Source organism: Kribbella endophytica (assembly GCF_054781295.1).
Genome location: NZ_BAAGUR010000005.1, coordinates 195,703 through 215,523 on the forward strand (window position 1 = coordinate 195,703; position 19,821 = coordinate 215,523).

General features: G+C 69.4%; 13 protein-coding genes. 7 read left to right on the forward strand and 6 right to left on the reverse strand.

Features of this window, described 5'->3' with window-relative positions; all coding sequences use genetic code 11:
* Positions 1–45: 45 nt before the first annotated feature.
* The gene (locus tag ACYVIO_RS36935) at positions 46–1,059 is read right to left on the reverse strand and encodes a LacI family DNA-binding transcriptional regulator (protein ID WP_460655639.1); all 1,014 of its coding nucleotides are present in this window, start codon (positions 1,057–1,059) and stop codon (positions 46–48) included.
* Between the two features lie 31 nt (positions 1,060–1,090).
* Positions 1,091–2,422, reverse strand: a complete 1,332-nt coding sequence (locus ACYVIO_RS36940; RefSeq protein ID WP_460655640.1) for a glycoside hydrolase family 28 protein — start codon at positions 2,420–2,422, stop codon at positions 1,091–1,093.
* Positions 2,423–2,651: 229 nt separating this feature from the next.
* Here ACYVIO_RS36940 and ACYVIO_RS36945 point away from each other — a divergent pair, with 229 nt between their 5' ends.
* Genes ACYVIO_RS36945 through ACYVIO_RS36955 form a run of 3 tightly spaced genes read left to right on the forward strand, consistent with a single transcriptional unit; the run spans position 2,652 to position 6,802 of the window.
* On the forward strand, positions 2,652–4,052 hold the full coding sequence (locus ACYVIO_RS36945) for a glycoside hydrolase family 28 protein (RefSeq protein WP_460655641.1): 1,401 nt from the start codon (positions 2,652–2,654) through the stop codon (positions 4,050–4,052).
* Positions 4,053–4,076: 24 nt separating this feature from the next.
* Positions 4,077–5,504 carry a glycoside hydrolase family 28 protein gene (locus ACYVIO_RS36950; RefSeq protein ID WP_460655642.1) on the forward strand — a complete coding sequence of 476 codons (1,428 nt, stop codon included), beginning with the start codon at positions 4,077–4,079 and terminating at the stop codon, positions 5,502–5,504.
* Entirely contained in the window at positions 5,504–6,802 is a 1,299-nt protein-coding gene (locus ACYVIO_RS36955; RefSeq protein WP_460655643.1) for a glycoside hydrolase family 28 protein, read from the forward strand. The genes ACYVIO_RS36950 and ACYVIO_RS36955 overlap by 1 nt, the downstream gene beginning before the upstream one ends.
* Before the next feature lie 4 nt (positions 6,803–6,806).
* Here the strand turns inward: ACYVIO_RS36955 and ACYVIO_RS36960 are convergent, their stop codons facing one another.
* Positions 6,807–8,042, reverse strand: a complete 1,236-nt coding sequence (locus ACYVIO_RS36960; RefSeq protein WP_460655644.1) for a hypothetical protein — start codon at positions 8,040–8,042, stop codon at positions 6,807–6,809.
* Between the two features lie 4 nt (positions 8,043–8,046).
* Positions 8,047–10,518, reverse strand: a complete 2,472-nt coding sequence (locus ACYVIO_RS36965) for a pectinesterase family protein (protein WP_460655645.1) — start codon at positions 10,516–10,518, stop codon at positions 8,047–8,049.
* A gap of 198 nt (positions 10,519–10,716) precedes the next feature.
* Here ACYVIO_RS36965 and ACYVIO_RS36970 point away from each other — a divergent pair, with 198 nt between their 5' ends.
* A complete protein-coding gene (locus ACYVIO_RS36970) occupies positions 10,717–11,745 on the forward strand; it encodes a LacI family DNA-binding transcriptional regulator (RefSeq protein ID WP_460655646.1) in 1,029 nt (342 codons plus the stop codon).
* Here the strand turns inward: ACYVIO_RS36970 and ACYVIO_RS36975 are convergent.
* Both ACYVIO_RS36975 and ACYVIO_RS36980 read right to left on the reverse strand, forming a co-directional pair.
* Complete coding sequence (locus ACYVIO_RS36975; protein ID WP_460655647.1) at positions 11,742–14,435, reverse strand: glycoside hydrolase family 78 protein; 2,694 nt, start codon at positions 14,433–14,435, stop codon at positions 11,742–11,744. The genes ACYVIO_RS36970 and ACYVIO_RS36975 overlap by 4 nt on opposite strands.
* Complete coding sequence (locus ACYVIO_RS36980; protein WP_460655648.1) at positions 14,432–16,147, reverse strand: glycoside hydrolase family protein; 1,716 nt, start codon at positions 16,145–16,147, stop codon at positions 14,432–14,434. The genes ACYVIO_RS36975 and ACYVIO_RS36980 overlap by 4 nt, the downstream gene beginning before the upstream one ends.
* Here ACYVIO_RS36980 and ACYVIO_RS36985 point away from each other — a divergent pair.
* The 3 genes from ACYVIO_RS36985 to ACYVIO_RS36995 are packed head-to-tail and all read left to right on the forward strand — an operon-like array spanning position 16,146 to position 19,811.
* Positions 16,146–17,285, forward strand: a complete 1,140-nt coding sequence (locus ACYVIO_RS36985) for a zinc-dependent alcohol dehydrogenase (protein ID WP_460655649.1) — start codon at positions 16,146–16,148, stop codon at positions 17,283–17,285. The genes ACYVIO_RS36980 and ACYVIO_RS36985 overlap by 2 nt on opposite strands.
* Positions 17,282–18,556, forward strand: a complete 1,275-nt coding sequence (locus ACYVIO_RS36990; protein ID WP_460655650.1) for a RuBisCO large subunit C-terminal-like domain-containing protein — start codon at positions 17,282–17,284, stop codon at positions 18,554–18,556. The genes ACYVIO_RS36985 and ACYVIO_RS36990 overlap by 4 nt, the downstream gene beginning before the upstream one ends.
* On the forward strand, positions 18,549–19,811 hold the full coding sequence (locus ACYVIO_RS36995) for a four-carbon acid sugar kinase family protein (RefSeq protein ID WP_460655651.1): 1,263 nt from the start codon (positions 18,549–18,551) through the stop codon (positions 19,809–19,811). Before ACYVIO_RS36990 ends, ACYVIO_RS36995 begins: the two co-directional genes overlap by 8 nt.
* The last annotated feature ends 10 nt before the right edge of the window (positions 19,812–19,821 follow it).

The window sequence follows — 19,821 nt, forward strand, 5'->3', positions numbered from 1 at the left end:
TCACCGACCTGTCCACATGCTGTGCAAACGTTTGTGGGAAGGAGTTCAGCCGACCTTGATCCGCGCTCGTCGCCGCACCGGACCGGTGCTACCGCGGACCACCAGCTCAGGCGTGAGCAGGTCCGGCCGCGGCCACTCCTCGCCCGCGAGCCGCGCGGCCAACTGCTTCCAGGCCAGCTCGCCGAGGCGGGCCCGCTCGTTGCGCAGGGAGGTCAGCGGCGGCCGCGAGTACGCGGCGATCGGGATGTCGTCGTACGACGTCACCGACAGCTCGGCGGGAACGTCGACGTCGTTGTCGTGCAGCCAGCTGAGCAGCCCGACACCGACCAGGTCGTTGAAGGTGATCACGGCGGTCGCCCGGCTGGCCAGCACGGTCGGGCCCGCGTCATAGCCGTGGTGGCCGGACCAGCCGCCGTCGACCTCGTCGAGCGTGACGTCCAGCGACCGCGCGGTCCGGCGCAGCGTGCGGCGGCGCTCACCGTCGGACCAGGAGGACGCCGGCCCTCCGACGTACAGGACCCTGCGATGGCCGAGACCGGTGAGGTGCTCCAGCAGCAGTCGGCTCGCGGCGCGGTAGTCGATCGCGACCACGCCGGCGTTCTTGACCGCGCGGTTGATGCAGACGACGGGGAGCGGCAGGGCCAGCGCCTTGTCCAGGCCGGCTCGGGACAGTCGGGAACTGCACAGCACCAGCGCGCCGGAGTGGTCGGCCATCTCCTCGACCAGCCGCAGCTCCTCCGCGGGCTCCTCGCCGCTCTCACCGATCAGCAGCCGATGGCCGTCCGCACGGGCCGCGGCGGCCAGCCCCTTGAGCACCTCGGAGAAGAACGGGTTCGTCAGGTCGGGCACGGTCACGCCGACGGTCCGCGGACGGCCGAGCTTGAACTCCTGCGCCCGCCGGTCCGCCCGGTAGCCGAGCCCGTCGGCCACCGTGCGGACGTGCGCGACCACCTCCGGCGAGATCAGGTCGGAGCCGTTGAGCGCCCGCGACACGGTCGAGACCGAGGTCCCCGCCTCGCGCGCCACGTCGATCAGCCGGACCCGCCCGTGTTCCGCCACCGTCACCTCTCGCCCGTTCGCGGGCGGGGTGTCACCCCACCCGGGAGTCGCCGATCCGTACGTTCCGGATCTGTACGTCGTCGGCGTACTGTACGACAGCTTCCGCCGCGACGACGTCGAAACGACTGTTCGTGACCGCGACCGAACGGACCGGCGCCGTCTCCGCGCCGACGATCCGGTACGCCCGCTCGGCCCGGGCGACGTGCACCCGGTCGAACCGCACGTCCCGTACGTCGGGGAACAGGGCCTGGTCGCCGCCGCCCTGGTAGCTGAAGGTGATCTCGAGCGGACGGTACGTCCACGCCCGGCAGTCGACGTCGCGGACGTTGATGTTGCGCACGTACCCGCCCCGGGTCGACGTCGACTTCACGCAGAGCACCCACTGCAGGTACGCCTCGACCGCGGCCGGGTCGGCCACCATCCGCAGGCCCCGGACCCAGACATCCTCGATCCCGCCGCTCATCTCGCTGCCGACCGCGACCGCGGCGCCGCCGCTCAGGTACGTGCAGTCCTCGACGATGATCCCGCGCGACGGCAGCCCGAGCCGGCGGCCGTCGGCGTCCCGGCCGGACTTGATCGCGATGCAGTCGTCGTGGGTCTCGAACGTGGTGCGGCGGATCAGCACGTTCGTGCACGACTCGGGGTTGCAGCCGTCGCCGTTCGGGCCGAGGCTCTGGATCGTCACATCCTGAACGGTCACGTTGTCGCACTCGAGCGGGTGGATCGTCCACATCGGCGAGTCCTTGACCGTGACGCCCTCGATCAGCACGTTGCGGCAGCGGAACGGCTGGATGAAGCTCGGCCGCAGGTAGTGGCCCTCGCCGAAGACGCGCTGCTCGACCGGGACCTGCTCGTTGTTCATCCGCTCGAGCTCACCCCAGTCGGCGCGCTGGTTGGGCAGGCCGCTGTGCCAGCCGTACTGGCCGCTGCCGATCAGGTACCACCAGTGCTCGTTGTCACCGGCACCGTCCAGTACGCCGGAACCGGTGATCGCGATGTCGGTCTGGCCCTCGGCACGGATCAGCGAGGAGTAGTTGTAGACCTCGACGCTCTGCCACCGGGTCCGGACCACCGGCAGGTACGCCGCCGGGTCGGTGCTGAACCGCAGCGTGGAGCCTTCGCGCAGGTGCAGGTCGACGTGGCTGAGCAGGTTGATCGCGCCGGTCTGCCAGACCCCCGCCGGTACGACGACGTGGCCGCCGCCGGCCGCGTGGCAGGCCTGGATCGCGCGGGCGATCCCCGCGGTCGCGTCGTCCGGCGTCGCGCCGTACCGGCTGATGTCGAACCACCGGTCCGGGAACCGCGGCGGCCGGATCCGCGCCCGCACGGCCTGCTCGGCGTCTGGCCGTGCGGACGCGGTCAACTCAGATCCAATGCCTAAGGCAACTGCTCCGGTGAGACCGAGGCCGAGGACCCGGCGGCGACTGGGGTTCATGGGCGGAACCTCTCGATAGGTAAACCTTTGCCCGCAAGTATCCAAGAGATTTCGGACCGGTCAAGGGTTTGTTGCGACGAGCCGTTGACACACTGCGCAGGCCAGTGTTCGATCGACTGCAATCGTTTGCATTTGTCGGCTTGAACGGAGCACCGCTATGCCTGAAGAGGTCCGCCGACGTGGCTTTCTGCTGACCGGTGGCGTGGTGGCTGCTGGTCTCGTCTTCGGCGGCGGCACCGCCCCGGCCGCCGCCGTAGAGACATCAGCCGACGCTCAGATGGCGCGGATCCTCCGTCGCATCCGCGCTCCGCGCTTCCCGAACCGGTGGTTCGACATCACCCGGTACGGCGCGGTCGGCGACGACGCGACCGACTGCACCGCCGCGATCCGGGCCGCGATCCGCGCCTGTCACCACGCCGGCGGCGGTCATGTCCTCGTACCGGCCGGGGACTACCGCACCGGTGCGATCCACCTGCTCAGCGGCGTGGATCTCCACCTCGCCGCCGGGTCCCGCCTCGCGTTCAGCCAGGACCCGGCTGCGTACCTGCCGGTGGTGCCGACCCGGTACGAGGGCACCGAGTGCCACAACTACTCCGCCTTCGTCTACGCCTACCGGCAGCGCGACATCGCGATCACCGGCGACGGCGTGCTGGACGGCCGTGCTGACGCGACGCACTGGTGGGACTGGACCAACGGCCCGCCGCCGAACGAGAGCCCGGACAAGACCTTGCTGCTGTCGATGGCCGAGAACGGCGTACCGGTCGAGCAAAGGGTCTTCGGCGAGGGCCACTACCTGCGGCCGAACCTCGTCCAGTTCAACCGCTGCCAGAACGTGCTGATCGAGGACGTCACGGTCAAGGACTCCCCGATGTGGAACCTGCACCCGGTGCTGTGCCGCAACGTCACGATCCGCGGCGTCACGATCGACAGCCCGCACGGACCGAACAACGACGGCATCGACCCCGAGTCCTGCACCGACGTCCTGATCGAGCGCTGCACGATCTCCACCGGCGACGACTGCATCGCGTTCAAGGCCGGCAAGGATGCCGACGGCCGGCGGGTGAACGTCCCGACCCGGTACGCCGTTGTGCGCGACTGCGAGATGGCCGACGGCAACGGCGGCGTCAGCATCGGCAGCGAGACCACCGGCGGGATCACCGACATCTTCGTCCGGGACTGCCGGATGAGCAGCCCGCGGCTGGAACGCGCGATCCGGATCAAGAGCAACCCGCAACGCGGCGGCACGATCGCGAACGTCGACGTCCGCCGGGTGACCGTCGGGCAGGCCGCGGACTCGGTGATCGAGATCGTGCTCAACTACGCCAACGTGATCACCGGCGCGTACCCGCCGGACCTGCACGGCATCACCATCAGCCACCTGACCGCCGCCGGCGCGCCCCGCGCGCTGAACCTGCTCGGCCTGGCCACCGATCCGCTGCGTGAGATCCGCCTGGAGAACTGCCGCTTCGACGGCATGGAAGGCGAGAACACGATTCAGTACGTCGAACGCCTGCGCCTGGACCGGGTCTGGATCAACGGCGTCCGGGTCGACCGGTAACCGCCCCCTTTAAGGAGACCGCCCGTGGTGAACGACGACCTCAGCCGCAAGAACTTCCTCCGCCTGACCGCCGGCGCCGCCCTGATCGCCGGCGCAAGTACCAGCCTGGGAGTGAGCCCCGTTGCTGCAACAACAAGTGGTGCCGACGGACACGGTGGGCCTGGCTGGGACCAGGTCCACAAGATCCTCCGAGAGACCAAACCCCCTCGCTTCCGCCACCGCGACTACCCGATCACCAAGTACGGCGCCGTCCCCGACGGCACCACCGACGCGACCCCGGCGATCCGCGCCGCCATCACGGCCTGCCACCGCGCCGGCGGCGGCCGCGTCGTCGTACCGGCCGGGACGTTCCTCACCGGCGCGATCCACCTGCAGTCCAACGTCAACCTGCACGTCTCCGAAGGCGCGACGCTGCTCTTCAGCACCAACCCCGAGCAGTACCTGCCCGTCGTCCTCACGCGCTTCGAGGGCATCGAGCTGATGAACTACTCCCCGCTCATCTACGCCCGCGACTGCGTCAACATCGCGATCACCGGCACGGGCACGCTCGACGGCCAGGCCGACTACGAGAACTGGTGGTCGTGGGTCAGCCAGACCACCACCGATGTCGAGACCCTGAACGCGATGGCCGAGGCGGGCACGCCCGTGCGCGAGCGCGTCTTCGGCGGCGGCCACTTCCTGCGGGCCGCGTTCATCGAGACCTACCACTGCCGCAACGTGCTGATCGACGGCGTGAAGCTGCTGCGCTCGCCGTTCTGGGAGATCCACCCGGTGCTGTCCCGCAACGTCACCGTGCAGAACGTGCACATCGACAGCCGCGGCCCGAACAACGACGGCGTCGATCCCGAGTGCTCGCAGTACGTCGTGATCCGCAACTGCACGTTCGACGTCGGCGACGACTGCATCGCGATCAAGTCCGGCCGCGGCACCGACGGGCTGCGGGTGAACGTGCCGTCGGAGAACATCCTGATCGAGGACTGCACGATGAACATCCGGTACGGCGCGATCACGATCGGGTCCGAGATGACCGGCGGCGTGCGCAACGTGTTCGTCCGCAACTGCAGGATCGGCAGCGAGTACCAGTACTTCGGGCTCTACATCAAGACCAACTCGGTGCGCGGCGGCTACGCGGAGAACATCTACCTGGACAACATCCAGATCTCGAACCTCACCAAGGAAGTCGTGTCCTGCAACTTCTACCGCGGCGAGGGCGACACCGGCCCGCTGACCCCGCGGGTGCGCAACGTCGAGCTGCGCAACATCACCGTCGGGCACGCCCGCAACGCCTTCTCGATGACCGGCTACCCGCGTTCGCCGATCCAGGACTTCCGGATGATCGACTGCACGTTCACCAGCATCGACGCCGCCAGCACGATCAAGGACGTCGACATGTCGTTCGAGAACTTCACCGTCAACGGGCAGCAGATCACCGACCCTGCCCAGCTGCTCTGATGCCGGCCGGGTGGGACGACGTCGACCGCATCCTGGCCGACATCCGGCCGCCGCAGTTCCCCGACCGGGACTTCCCGATCACGGCGTACGGCGCGGTCGCGGATGGGCAGACCAAGTGCACGTCGCAGATCCGCGCGGCCATCGAGGCATGTGCAGCGGCCGGTGGTGGCCGGGTGTTGGTTCCACCCGGCACCTTCCTGACCGGTGCCGTGCATCTGTTGTCCGGCGTCAACCTGCATCTCGCGGAGGGCGCGACGCTGCTGTTCAGCGGCGACCCGGCCGACTACCTGCCCGTCGTACAGACCAGGTACGAGGGCGTCGAGGTGCTCAACTACTCACCGATGATCTACGCGAACGGCTGCACCGGCATCGCGATCACCGGCGCGGGCACGCTCGACGGTGGCGCCGGCTGGGACAGCTGGTGGGGCTGGTTCCACCGGTGCGACGACGACTTCGCGAAGCTCCGGCAGCAGGGCGCCGACGGCGTTCCGGTGTCCGAGCGTGTGTACGGCGACGGCTACCAGCTGCGGTCGAGCTTCATCCAGCCCTACGACTGCGACGCCGTGCTGATCGAGGGCGTGACGATCGTCCGGTCGCCGTTCTGGGAGGTGCACCCGGTGCTGTGCCGCAACGTCACCGTGCGGGACCTGGTGATCGACTCCGAGGGCCCGAACAACGACGGGATCGACATCGAGTCCTGCCGGTCGGTGCTGATCCGCGGCTGCGACATCACCGCCGGCGACGACTGCGTCGTGATCAAGTCCGGCCGCGAGAACGACGGCCTGCGCGTCGGCGTACCGTCCGAGGACATCGTCGTCGAGCAGTGCACGCTGACGGTCAAGTACGGCGCGATCACCATCGGGTCGGACATGACCGGCGGGGTGCGCAACCTGTACGTCCGGGACTGCGTGATCGGCTCACCGCGGCTGTACTTCGGGCTGTATATCAAGACGAACTCGATCCGCGGCGGCTTCGCGGAGAACATCTACCTGAAGGACCTGACGATCTCGCACCTCACCAAGGAGGTTGTCCAGTGCAACTTCCACCGCGGTGAGGGCGACACCGGCCCGCTGACGCCGCTGGTCCGCAACGTCGAGCTGCGCAACGTCACCGTCGGCCACGCCCGCAACGTTCTGCACGTCCGCGGGTACAAGCGCTCGCCGATCCAGGGTCTCCGCCTCGTCGACTGCACGTTCACCGAGATCGAAGCACCCAGCACGATCGAGTACGCCGACGTGAGCCTCGACAACGTCACGGTCAACGGTCGGTCGGCGAGCTCGCCGACCGACCTGCAGTGAGCCGCTACGGCAGGTGCGCGCAGTGGACGTCGAGGTCCCAGAGGATCACCGACAGCGCGTAGGGGCTGATCGTGTGGTCGCCGTGGGTGGCGTCCTCGAGCAGCTCCCAGTGCCCGTTCGACTCGTTGCTGACGGCATCGGTCCCGATCACCGCGATCCGCTGCCGGACAGCGGCCTCGTAGCTGCGGTGGCCGACGCCGTTGAAGCAGCACTCGTCGAACCGGTTGAGGATCTGGAGCTGCCGGCGGTTCCGGCCGGCCGCGGCGAGGGCGTAGAGGTCGGGGAAGTCGGCCAGCCCGTAGAAGCCCGGCTGCTTGTCCTGCCGCTGCTCCCAGTCGCCGCGCGTCGGGCTCGGCTTCGGTGAGCCGGGCCGGACGAAGAACGGCAGCGAGCCGGCCGTCGGGTACGAGCGGGTGATCCGGGTGTCGAGCGCCGGGTAGATCGTGGTCGCCCAGCCACCGCCGGACAGGCCGACCATCTGCACCGACGACGGCCGGTACGCCGCCTGCACGTGGTTCATCGCGACGGCCAGCGGCTCCAGGAAGAGCGCCAGCGGCGAGTACTGCTCGGACTCCCACAGGTTGAGGTCGTTGTGCGACGGCTGCTGCTGCACGGTCGGATCGGCCGGATCTTGGATGGTCTTCGGGTTCCAGTGGTAGAACGGCATCGCGAACAGCAGCACGACGTAGCCGTGGTCCAGCAGTCCCTGGGCGGTCCGCTGCATCGTCTCCAAGCCTTCGCCGTGGCCGTTGTGGTAGAGCGCCACGCGCCGGTGCGTCCGCCGTACCGGCTCCAGCAGGAAGACCGTGGCGACGTACCCGAACGGCATCGCCACCTCGAGCCGGTCGTAGCGCCGTACGCCGGAGAACGCGGGCAGCTCGGCCGGCGTACCGACGTTGCGCCGTACCGTCGGCAGAGCGGTCGGCAGGGCACCGGTGTCCTTCCAGACCTGCGCGATCAACTGCGGCCGCAGCGCGTCGGCGTCCGCTTCGGTGTGGACCTTCATCAGGTCCTCGACGTCGACGTCGACCACCACCTGCGGCAGCGACTTGTACGCCGCCGAGTGCGCCGCAGCGATCTCCGCGTTCACCGGCGCGACCGGGCGCGGGGCGGGGTGCTTGCTGCCGGTCACCGTGCCTCCCGTGGTGGTCGGTGTGGCGGACGCCGTCATGCCGGTGGCGGTCGTCGCCGCGATGGTGCCCAGGGCACCCAGGACAGACCTGCGGTTCAGTGCGGACATCGTTTCACCTTTCGGAGCGGGAGGTCGGGACGACCGGGTGCCAGCCGCCGAACACGGTCGCCGGATCGCGCAGCGGCGCGGCTTCGGCGGCGGTCAGCTGCCGGGAACAGGCCAGCCGTGTGCTCGTGTCGACCGGGTGGCCGGCCAGGTCGGTACTGCCGTACTCCCAGAACCGCAGCTGACCGGCCGCGGCGCAGTCGTTCGGGCTGGTGACCTGGAAGCCGGTGGTCTTGACGTGGCGGTCCATCGCGGAGTCGAGGAACACCACCTGGCTGGTCGGGAACCGGCTCAGCTCGACGCGCCCGAGGAACACGCTGTCGTCAGGAGCGTCGGGGCCACGGGTCAGCCGGACCCGGACGAAGATGTTGCCGGGCCCGTTGTCGGGATTGCGGACCTGGTTGTAGTAGCCGGCGTGCAGGGCCTTCAGCTCGGAGTCCTGGACGAAAACGCCGCCGGTCCCCCAGACGAAGTCCACGTCACCTTCGACGTAGCTGTCGGTCACGAACCCTTGGCCCTGCAGGCGCAGGCTGTCCTGGAAGCCGAGGACGCGCACCCGGGCGAGCACGATCCGGTTGCCGTTGCCGCGGAACGACTCCGCTTGCGAACCTCGGTACGGCGTGAGGTTGCGGACGGTCACGTCGGCGAGCGAGAAGTCGTCGGCGTCGACGCCGAATGCGGCGCGCCAGCAGTTGAACCGGTCGGGCTGGTCCAGCACGCGGCGGGGGCAGTAGGCCTGCTCGATGGGCACGTTCGCCATCGCGTAGTCGCCGTTGAGCAGGTTGTTGTTCGGGTAGCCGATCTCGGTCCGGCCGGCGCCCGCACCGACGATCGTGACGTGCGGCTTGGTCTGCGGGACGTAGATCAGCTCGCGGTAGCGGCCCGGGGCGACGTCGATCCTCGTCTCGTGGTCGTTGCCCTCCGCCACGAAGTCGATCGCGGCCTGGACGGTGCAGAAGTCGGCGGTGCCGCGGCCGTCGACGCTCAGCCGGGTGCTGGTGGGCCTCGGGTCCTGTTTGGTGCGGAACAGCCACTTCGCCGGGGCCGTGATGCCCGGGTGGCCGACGACGAAGCCGGGGTCGACCGTCACGTAGTACAGGCTGTTGGCGGCCAGGCGCTCGTGCGGGTTGATCGAGACGGTCCGGCCGTCGACGACGATCGGCTGGTAGGTCCACCGGTGCAGCTCGCCGAAGTCGGAGCGCGCGCCGCCGACGTACCGCTGGTACGACGTCAAGTCGGCGAGGTCGATCGTGTCCACCACTCCCCCGCCGACCTGGTGGATCCGAAGCTTGCCGGTCCGGCCGAGCTGGACCGGGCCGTCGAAGGTCAGGCGCAGCGGGGTGTCTGTGCAGGATCCTGTGAGGCCGGTCGGTGCGAGGCGAGGTGAGGTCGTGTCGCCGGGCCTGGAGGCGCGCCAGCCGGTCAGCTTCTCGAGGACCTTCACCAGCCTGGTGGCCGCGATCTGATGGCCTTGGACGCTCGGGTGGGTGCTGCCGTTGTAGTCGGCGGGGCTCAGCCAGCCGGTCGTGTCGACGTACGCGATCCGCCGGTCCTTCGCTGCCTTGACCGCCGTGGCGATGCCGCTCGCGTGGGTGCCGTTGAACGGGCGCAGTGCGAGGATCAGGGCCTTCGGGTTCGCGGCGCGGACCTGGCGCAGGTAGGCCAGGTACTTCGGGTCGAACTCGCTGTCGGCGTGCGGCGCGTCGTTGGTGCCGAAGTTGACGACGACGGCGCCGGGATCGAACGGCTCGGCCGGGAAGCCGGCCAGGTTCAGGCCGAACGACTCGGCCGCCGTACCGACGTTGCCGTGACCGGGCTGGATGATGCCCTGCTTGCCGAAGCCGACCTGGTTCGTCGCCGCGCCGAACGCCCGGCCGACCAGGTGGGCGTAGCTCTTGGTCCCGTCCGCGCAGTCGCTGCCGAGCTCCGGGCACAAGGCCATCACGCCCTGCGTGATCGAGTCGCCGTAGAACTCCAGGCGGCGATCGGGGGTCGACGGCAACGGCACCAGCTGTGCGCCGGGCGCGAGCTCGAGCTTCGAGAGCACGACACCGGACTGCACCGGGGTGATCCAGCGGTTGACGTACTCGTCGACGTCCTTGACCGCGATCTCGGCGGTGTGCGGTACGGCGGGGTCGAGGCCCTCGGCGAAGAGCTTGTGGTCCTCGTCGACCTTCACCAGGGTTGGTTCGGCGCCGTCGATCGACACGAGCAGCTGAGCCGGCGAGGTGATCGCCTCGGTCTCGAACCACGCGCCGACCTGGCCGCCGGTGAACCGGAACCGCAGCGACGAACCCGAGTTGACCGTGGTCGCCAGGTCGTCGTCCTTGGCCCAGTGGCCCTGGAACTCGATCCGCGGGTCGAACGGCCCGAAGGTCGCCGGGTTCGCGGCGGCGGGTGTTGCCTCGGCGCTCAGCGCAGCGGCGACGAGACCGATCGCCAGGCACACGCTGACCACGGACAGGCGGAGCTGACGCACGACGATCTCCCTCGGGGCGGCGGGAAGGTAATCCTTTTCCCGGCTACGTTCTCAGCGCACGACGAGCACGTCAAGACCTCGGCGGCTGCGGCGGGAAAAGCTTTACCTCTCAACACTGGAAGGGATTGGTCGGTGCCGGCGAACCGCCCATCGACGGTCCTGCTCCGCTCGCGGGGCCGGTCATGGTCCAATGACGGGGTGAGCAAGCCGACCAGAGACGCTGCCGGGACGCCCGGCCGGGCCACGATCCACGACGTGGCGCGGATCGCCGCGGTGTCCACGGCGACGGTGTCGCGGGTGCTGAGCGGCGGTAAGGCGGTGTCGGCCGAGGTCAGCGACCGGGTGCGCGCTGCTGCCCGCGAGGTCGGGTACCGGCCGAACCCGGCGGCACAGACGCTGCTGCGCGGACGCAGCCAGACGATCGGGGTCGTCGCGCCCGATCTCGGCAACCCGTACTTCGCGGAGATCCTCAAGGGAGTCGCCGAGGAGGCGGCCGAGGACGGGCACCACACGCTGGTCGCCGGGACCGACGAGGACCCCGACCGCGAGTACCAGTCGGCGATCGAGCTGGCCCGGTGGGTCGACGGGCTGCTGCTCTGCGCGCCGCGGATGAGTACGCCGCGGCTGAAAGAGGTTGCCGCCGCGAGCCGGTCGTTGGTGCTGATCAACCGGGTTCTGCGGGACTCGTCGATCGGGGCTGTTGTGGTCGACTACCAGGACGGCATCCGGTTGCTGTGCGAGCATCTCGCGTCGCTCGGGCACCAGCGGATCGTCTACCTGCAGGGGCCACCGAACGCCTGGTCCGACCGGCAACGGCAGCGCGGGTTCCGGGCGGCCGAGGCGCTGGGCCAGACCGTCATCCAGGTTCCGTGCGGGTCGGCGATGCAGGACGGGTACGCGGCGGTCGATCAGGCGCTGACGCACAAGCCGACAGCCGTGATCGCGTTCAACGACCACGTCGCGCTCGGGGTGTTCACGCGGCTGCGGGAGCTCGGCGTCGACGTACCGGGTGAGCTGTCGCTGGCCGGGATCGACAACGCGCCGATGAGCGCACACACCGACCCCGGCCTGACCACGTTCGCCGTGTCGACGGTCGAGCTGGGCCGGCTCGCGTGGAGCCGGTTCAGCAGCGATCCGTCGGCCGGGGCGACGCACTTGTCGGGTGAGCTGGTGGTGCGAGGCTCTACCGGACCGGTGCCTCGCGCCCGGCGTACGGCCAAGCGCTAGATCCTGCTCTCGAAGCTGTAGCGACCGGACACGATCCGGCCGACCACCACACCATCCTGCACATCGCCTTGCAGCGGGCTGCCGGACTCGCGCACCGACGCCGGATCGCTGGTCGGCACATGGACGGTCGCCGTCGTCCCCGGCGGGACCTCGACTTCCAGGCGGAACAGTCCGTCCGTGATCTGCCAGCGCGTGCTGACCTGGCCCGACGGCGTGTTGTACGTTGCCTGCGCCCAGTCCAGCCGCCCGCCCGGTCGCGGCCGGATCACCAGGTCGCGGAAGGCGACCGACGACGGCGCCTGGTCGATGCCGGCGACGTCGCTGTAGAGCCACGCGCCGACCGAGCCCAGCGAGTAGTGGTTGAACGAGTTCATGGCGACCGGGCCGAAGCCCTGCTCCTCAGTCCAGCCGTCCCAGCGCTCCCAGATCGTCGTCGCGCCGTGCCGGATCGAGTAGCCCCACGAGGGATACCGGTCGTCGTGCAGCAGGTCGTACGCGAGCTCCAGCTGCCCGTACTTCGCCAGCACCGGACACAGCAGCGCGACCCCGGCGAACCCGGTCGTGAGCGAACGATCCCGGCGTTCGAGGTCGGCGACCAGGTGCTTCACCGCCTCCTGCTCGAGATCCTCGGTCAGCAGCCCGTACGCCAGCGGGAGCAGGTATCCGGTCTGGGTGTCGCCGCGGACCTTGCCTTCGTCATCGATGAACTCGGCAACGAAGGCTGCGGCGATCCGGCCGCGCAGTTCGCCGTACTTCGTTGCCTCGTCCTCCAACCCCAGCACACGCGCGGCCTCCGCGGTCAGCTCGGCACTGCGCGCGAAGTACGCCGTCGCGAGCACGTCGCGATCGGTGACGACGCCGACCTGCAACCAGTCGCCGTAGTGACCGCCGGTGCGATGGCGCCAGATCAGGTCGGGGTTGGCGTCGTGCACGAAGTCGACCCAGGCGCGCATCGACGGCCAGGCCTCGCGCAGGACGCGTTCGTCGCCGTACCCGCGGTAGAGCGTCCACGGCACGATCGTCGCGGCGTCGGACCACGCCGGGGTGCCGTGCCGGCCGGTGATCAGGTGCGGGATCACATCCGGGACCGCGCCCTCCGGCGTCTGGGCAACCGCCAGGTCCGCGAGCCAGTTGGTGAAGAAGGTCTGGACGTCGGCCTGGTACGCGGCGGTGGGCAGGAAGATCTGCGCGTCCGCCGTCCAGCCAAGGCGTTCGTCGCGCTGCGGGCAGTCGGTCGGCACGCTGACGAAGTTGCCGCGCTGACCCCAGCGGATGTTGCTCAGCAGCTGGTTGACGCCCGGGTCGGAGCACTCGAACCGGCCGGCGACCGAAGTGTCGGAGTGCAGCACGCGCCCGATGACGTCGTCGGTGGTCAGCTCGCCGCGGTAGCCGTCGATCTCGACGTAGCGGAAGCCGTGCACGGTGAACGACGGCTCGAAGGTCTCCTCGGCGGCGCCCGCGCTGACGTAGTAGTCGGTCGCGTCGGCGGTGCGCAGGTTGGCCGTGTAGACCTCGCCGTCCTCCAGCATCTCGGCGTGCCGCAGCCGGATCCGGTCGCCGGCTTCTGCTGTGTGGATCTTCAACCGGATCCGGCCGGCGATGTTCTGGCCGAGGTCGACGACGTACCGGCCGTCCGCGCGCCGGTCGATCGAAACCGCGGGCAGGTCTTCGGTGACCCGTACGGGTTCGGTGCTGGAGGCAACGAGTGTGGTGATGTCGGAACCGGCCTCGCCCGTCGGAGCCCAGGGCTGGTCGAGCGCGTAGCCCGGGCTGGACCAGTCGCCCAGCTCCAGGCGGGCGTCGTACGACTCCCCCATCAGCAGGTCGGCGAACCTGAGCGGTCCGGTGCGTTCCTGCCAGGTCGAGTCCGTACCGACCACTGTGCGGGTGCCGTCCGGATGGTCGATCACGAGCTGGGCCAGCAGCTGCGGCTTCTTGCCGTAGTGGTGCGCCTGGTGGCGGGTGTCCCAGCCGACGTACCCGGACCACCAGCCCTCGGCGAGGATCGCGCCGAGCACGTTCTCGCCTTCCTGGAGCAGGTCGGTCACGTCGTACGTCTGGTACGCCAGGCGGTAGCGGTAGTCGGTCCAGCCGGGGGTCAGCTCGTCGTTCCCGATCCGCTGTCCGTTCGCCTGCAGCTGGTACAGCCCGTGGGCGGTCGCGTGGACGCGGGCCCGGACGATCGGTTTGCTCAGCTCGAACGACCGGCGGAGGTAGCGAGGCGCGGCCAGCGTGGACGAACGCTCGGAGCGCGGCTCGACCCGGTCCACCGGTGGTTCGAACGGCGGCTCGGTGTCGTAGTCGTGCTCGATCCAGCGGGCCTGCCACTCGTCGGCGTGAAAGATGCCGGTGGCAAACGTCGCCGACGCGCTCGTCTCGGCCCCGGCAACGTCGCGGACCTCGACGTACCAGGTGTAGTCGGTCTGCGAGGTCAGCGGCGCGCCACCGTGGTCGACGGACGTCGTACCGTCCGGGCGCCAGCCGCTGTCCCACACCTGGACGCCGTCCCGCTCGACCCGGACGCGGAACGCCTCCTGCCGATCGCCGCGGACCGGCGAGGCGAGCCGCCAGCTGAATCGCGGCTGCGCGGTGCCGATGCCGAGCGGCTCGGTCAGATGTTCGCAGCGCAGGTCGTACGGCGTCAGCGCCGTACCGGTCGGTGGGTCGGTCAGCACCCAGCCAGTTGTCACCAGGACCACTCCGTCTCGGGTCGGTGGAGCTCGTAGTCGCGTGTGCCGCCGGCGTGTTCCGGGCGGTCGCCGTACATCGGCCTGGACCGGCCCGGCGGCTCGATCGCGACGACGTCGTCGCCGCGCCAGCCGGTCCGGAACTCGTTGCCTGCCGCAAGTTCGGTGCTGCTGTGCTCGACCATCGGGAAGGTCACGACGATCCGCTCGCCCGGTCGCGCGCGTGGGATCGAGAGGTAGCCGTCGGGCGCCCAGATGCGCTCGGCGCCGGTGCGGTCGGGCTCGCCTTCGCGCTGCAGGGTCAGCCGGGCGTACCCGGCCCAGTGCGGCACGCGGACGCGCAGGTCGTCGACCGGCTCGTTGACCAGGAGCTCGACCTTGCCCTCCACCGGCAGGTGGCTCAGGACGTCGACGTACCGGTGTGCTCTGGACAGCAGCAGGTTGACGCGGGCAACAGTGCTGTCACCGGTGACGATGCTGTTCCAGGCCCAGAACAGCCCGCGGACGCCGGAGCCGACGCAGCACGCCTGGACGTCGTTCGTGTGGCCGCGACCCAGCGGTACGTCGGAGACGTAGTCGTTCGGCGCGCCGTACCCGCAGAAAGCACCGAGGACCCGCTCGCCGACGTCGACGTGCGTCCGCCAGCCTGGTACATCGTTGTCGCGGTCGGGCGCGGACTCGACCCAGTCCACGTCGAGCAGCTGCGACGCGGCCAGATGGTTGCGGGTGAACCGCTCGACGACCGACCAGTACTCCCGGTGGCCGCTGTCCGCCAGCGTGCTGCCGAGACCGATCAGGTCGACGAGTGAGCACGTCTCGTGCTCGTACCGTTGGTCGGCCAGATCACCAGGCGTCCACCCGTACGCCGTCGCCTGGGTCAGCACCCAGTCGTAGCTGCGTCGTACGAACTGGGTCAGGGCGTGGTCCCCCGTGTGCCCCGCCAGCCTGGCCAGGCCCTCCAGCGTCCCGACGCGGGTGTGGAAGTGGCCGCTGCGGAAGATGCGCGCCGGGTTGAAGCTGCCGTCAGGCAGGAAGACGCCGCTCTTGTCCACGATCAGGCGGGCGAACCACTCGCACAGCTCCAGGGCGTCGGTGTTGCCGGTCGCCTGGTGGTAGCGCAGCAGCGGCATGATCAGGCGACCGGAGAACGACGCAGGGTCCGGCGCCAGGTGGAGGTCGATCGCGTTCGAGGACGGCCAGCCGGCGGGCGTGTACTCCGAGGCCGGGTAGAACCAGACGTCGCGTTCCTTGATCGCGATCCGCTTGAGCGCTGCCACCTGCCGGTCGGCCGCCGTACGGGCCACTGGGTCGTCGGTCGCGATCACGGTGGTGGTCAGCGCGAGCAGAGTCGCGCGCTGGTCGATCAGGTTGGCGTGCGCCTTCCAGTGGCCGCGCGGGTGCTCGCGTCGGTAGGTCAAGCCGTCCTCGTTGAGCAGCTCGAGCAAGGTCTGCTGGTACCGCTCGGCCGTCGCGTGCCAGCTCGGGTCCCAGTCCTTGCCGCCGGTCATCTGCCGGGCCAGCAGGTACGCGTCGGTGAGCCGGCCGTGGCTGGACCCGTAGTCCCAGTCGCCGTGCTCGAGCCTGGCCGGACGGGCCAGCAGGTTCGCGCTGAAGAACGGGATGCCGTCCTGCTCGTCGTCGGCCAGGCCCGCGACCGCGTTCATCGCCCGCGCGGCCCGTTCCTCCAGCAGCAGTGTCGCCGGGATCATCGCCATGAGGAAAACCTTTACCCGATCGGGGTACGATGTCAACGGCCCAACCACTCTCCGGCCCTGGTTGCCCTTGTTTGCTTGGGGTTTCCCGCCGGATGTGTCCGGTTCCGGACAAGGAGGACGCCTCGTGAGAGCAGCCCTGTTACAGCAACCCCGCCAGGTCGCGGTGGTCGATGTCCCGGCACCTGGAGTCGGGCAGGACCTTCTTCTGCGGATGCGGGCGGTCGGGTTGTGCGGCTCCGATCTGCACACGTGGCGCGGGCACCATCCGTTCCGCAAACCGCCTGTGGTGCTGGGGCACGAGGGCGCCGGCGAGGTCGTGGCCGTGCCTGCCGGAGAGACCGGTTTCTCGGTAGGCGACCGGGTCGCCGTACTGCCTGCGCTGTCTTGTCGAGAGTGCACGCGTTGCGAGGCAGGGCTTGGTCATCTGTGCGAAGGAAAGCTGGTGCCTGGCGGTGGATGGCCGGGAATGCTCAGCGAGTACTTCGCAGCGCCCGCGCGAGTGCTGGTCCCGCTGGCGGACGAAATCGGCTTCGACGAGGGCGCGATGATCGAGCCAGTCGCCGTGGCCTGGCACTCGACGGAGACGGTTCATGCGGGTGAGTCCGTGGCCGTGCTCGGAGGCGGGGCGATCGGCAGCCTCGTGGCCGCGGTCAGCCGACTGCGAGGCGCCTCGACGGTCATAGTGAGTGACATCAAGCCGTACAACCGAGACTTCCTTCGCGCGCAGGGCGTCCCTCACGTGGTTGATCCGGCCGGTGCTGACCTGCTGGCCGCCGGAGCTTCGGCGACCGACGGCGAGGGATTCGACGTGGTGGTTGTCGCTTCCGGCCACCCCTCGTGCCTCGCGGAGGCGCTGGCGCTGTGCCGCCCGCGGGGACGCGTCGTGCTGCTGCCCATGTTCTCGGGCCCGCTGACCGTAGACCTGAACCCGGTAGTACTGAAGGAGATCAGGATCCTAGGCTCAACGATCTACACACCAGCAGACTTCCGAGCGGCAGCGTCGCTCGTGAACCAGCGAGTGCTCGACGTACGGCCATACATCACCGAGGTGGTCGGCCTCGACCGCGTGGCCGACGTGCTGACTGCGATCGACGCCGGAGCCGACCAACTCAAAACCCAGATCGACCCAACCCGATGAGCGGCGACGGGGTTGTGCGTGCTGAGGTCGTGGCGACGTGCCTGGTGGAGACGTACCTTCCCCTGGAGGAGGCAGCCGCGACGATCGCAGGTGAGCAGTCGACCGGGACCTTCGTCGCTGTCGCTCGGGAGACTGCCGAGCTGCGGGAGCAGTTTGCTGCTCGGGTGGTGGCGATCGAGGAGCTGGAACCGACCGGGCATGCGGATCTGCCGGGCGCCATCCACCCTTCGGGTGCTTCGCGTCGCAGCGCGCAGGTCCGAATCGCCTTCGGGCTGGACAACTTCGGCCCCTCTCTGCCGAACCTACTTGCCGCCGTCGCAGGCAATCTCTTCGAGCTCCGACAGCTGGCAGGCATCCGACTCGTCGACCTCGACCTGCCGTCGGCGTTCGCCGAGCGGTACCCAGGTCCGCAGCACGGAATCGCCGGCACCCGCGCGATCCTGAACCGCCCAACCGGCGTACTGCTCGGCACGATCATCAAGCCCAGCATCGGGCTCCCCCTCGACGAACTGCGCATCGTCGTACGCGAACTGGCCGAGGCCGGCATCGACTTCATCAAGGACGACGAGCTGATGGGCAACCCACCTCACTCGCCGCTCCCCGACCGGGTCGCCGTGGTGACCGAGGAACTGGACCGCGTCGCCCAACGCACCGGCCGCCGACCGATGTACGCGTTCAACATCACCGACGACCTCGACCGCATGGCGTCCAACGCCGAACTGGTCGCCAAGGCCGGCGGCACCTGCGTGATGGCGTGCGTCAACCTCATCGGCCTCGCCGGGCTCGCCTGGCTGCGGCAACGCTGCGACCTCCCCATCCACGGCCACCGAGCCATGACCGGCGTCTACACCCGGGCCCCGCAGCTCGGCATCGACTTCATCGCCTGGTCCAAACTCGCGCGACTGGCGGGCGCCGACCACCTGCACACCAACGGCCTGTCGAACAAGTTCTACGAGACCGACGAGGAGGTCCTGCGCTCGATCGCAGCCGTACGCGAACCGTTGCTCGGCGGGTACGAAACCCTGCCGGTCCTGTCCTCCGGCCAGTCAGCCGGCCTCGCGCCGGAAACCTACCGGCGTACGGGCACCACAGATCTCCTCGTCCTCGCCGGCGGCGGCATCCACGGCCACCCGGACGGCCCAGGCGCCGGCGTGACGGCGATGCGAGCCGCCTGGCAGTGCGCAGTCGAAGGCGGCGACCTCACGGCCACCGCCTCCGCCGTACCGGCACTCCGCCGAGCCCTCGAAACCTTCGGCGCCCCGCGTGGTTGAAGCAGCCTTCTACGCCGACGACTTCACCGGCTCGACGGACGCGCTTCTCCAGTACGAACTGCTGGGCCTCCGCTCGATTCTCCTCGTCGACCTCCCTGCCCCTGACAAGCTCCGCGCACTAGCTACCGAGTACGACGTCATCGGCATCGCCGGCATCGCTCGCTCACTGCCACCCGACGCGATGGAAGCCGAGATCCGCCCGATCCTCACCGCGCTGCGCGACCTCGGCCCCCGCGTCGTCCAGTACAAGATCTGCTCCACCGCCGACTCTTCCCCCACCCTCGGCAGCCTCGGCCGAGCCCTCGAAGTCGCCCGCTCGATCTTCGGCCCCGCCCCCATCCCGTTCCTCGCCGCCCAGCCGTCGCTGGGCCGCTACACAGCCTTCGCCCACCATTTCGCGGCCGAGTCCGGCACCATCCACCGCCTGGACCGCCAGCCCACCATGTCCACCCACCCGGCCACCCCCATGCGCGAATCAGACCTCCGCCTCCACCTTGCCGCGCAGACAAACCTGTCCATCACCTCCCTGGACCTGACCCTCTACGCCGACCTCCCCCACCACTACGCCCAACTCCAGCAGGCCGTAGTGGTCCTGGATGCTCTGACCGACACCGACCTCAACACCATCGGTGCCACGATCCTCCGCACCCAACACCCCCAGTTCGCTATGGGCTCCGGCGGTCTCTCCCGAGCCCTGGCCCTGAACCTCATTTCCAGCAGGCCCTCACACCGCCCCGCCCCGCGGACAACCTCCTCTCCCCAGGCCCTTGCCGTCTCAGGCAGCCAATCCCCGCTAACAGCCCACCAAATCCAACAAGCCATCACGGCCGGCTGGACCGCCCTACCTCTGACCGAGTCCACTCCCCACCAAGCCATCAAAGCCCTGAACGCCGGCACCCCCGGTGTGGTCGTCCACACGGGCAAAGCCTCCCAACCTCGCGGTCCTGCCGACACCGATACTCTCCCCCACCTGTCCCGCGGGTTGGCCGAGGTGGTGCGCATGGTTGCCCACAGCACCGAGGTACGGAAGGTGGTGGTAGCCGGCGGCGACACTTCCGGCCGGGTCCTGCAAGAGCTCGGCGTCACCGCACTCGAGCTGGTGGAACCCACCGGCCTGGGGACTCCGCTCTGCCGAGTCACCGCACAGGACGAACGACTGAACGGCCTGCTCGTCGTCCTGAAAGGTGGCCAGGTCGGTCCACCCGACCTCTTCGAGAACTTCCGCACTTACAGCACGACAGATCACCTCAGGTGAGCTGTCGTGC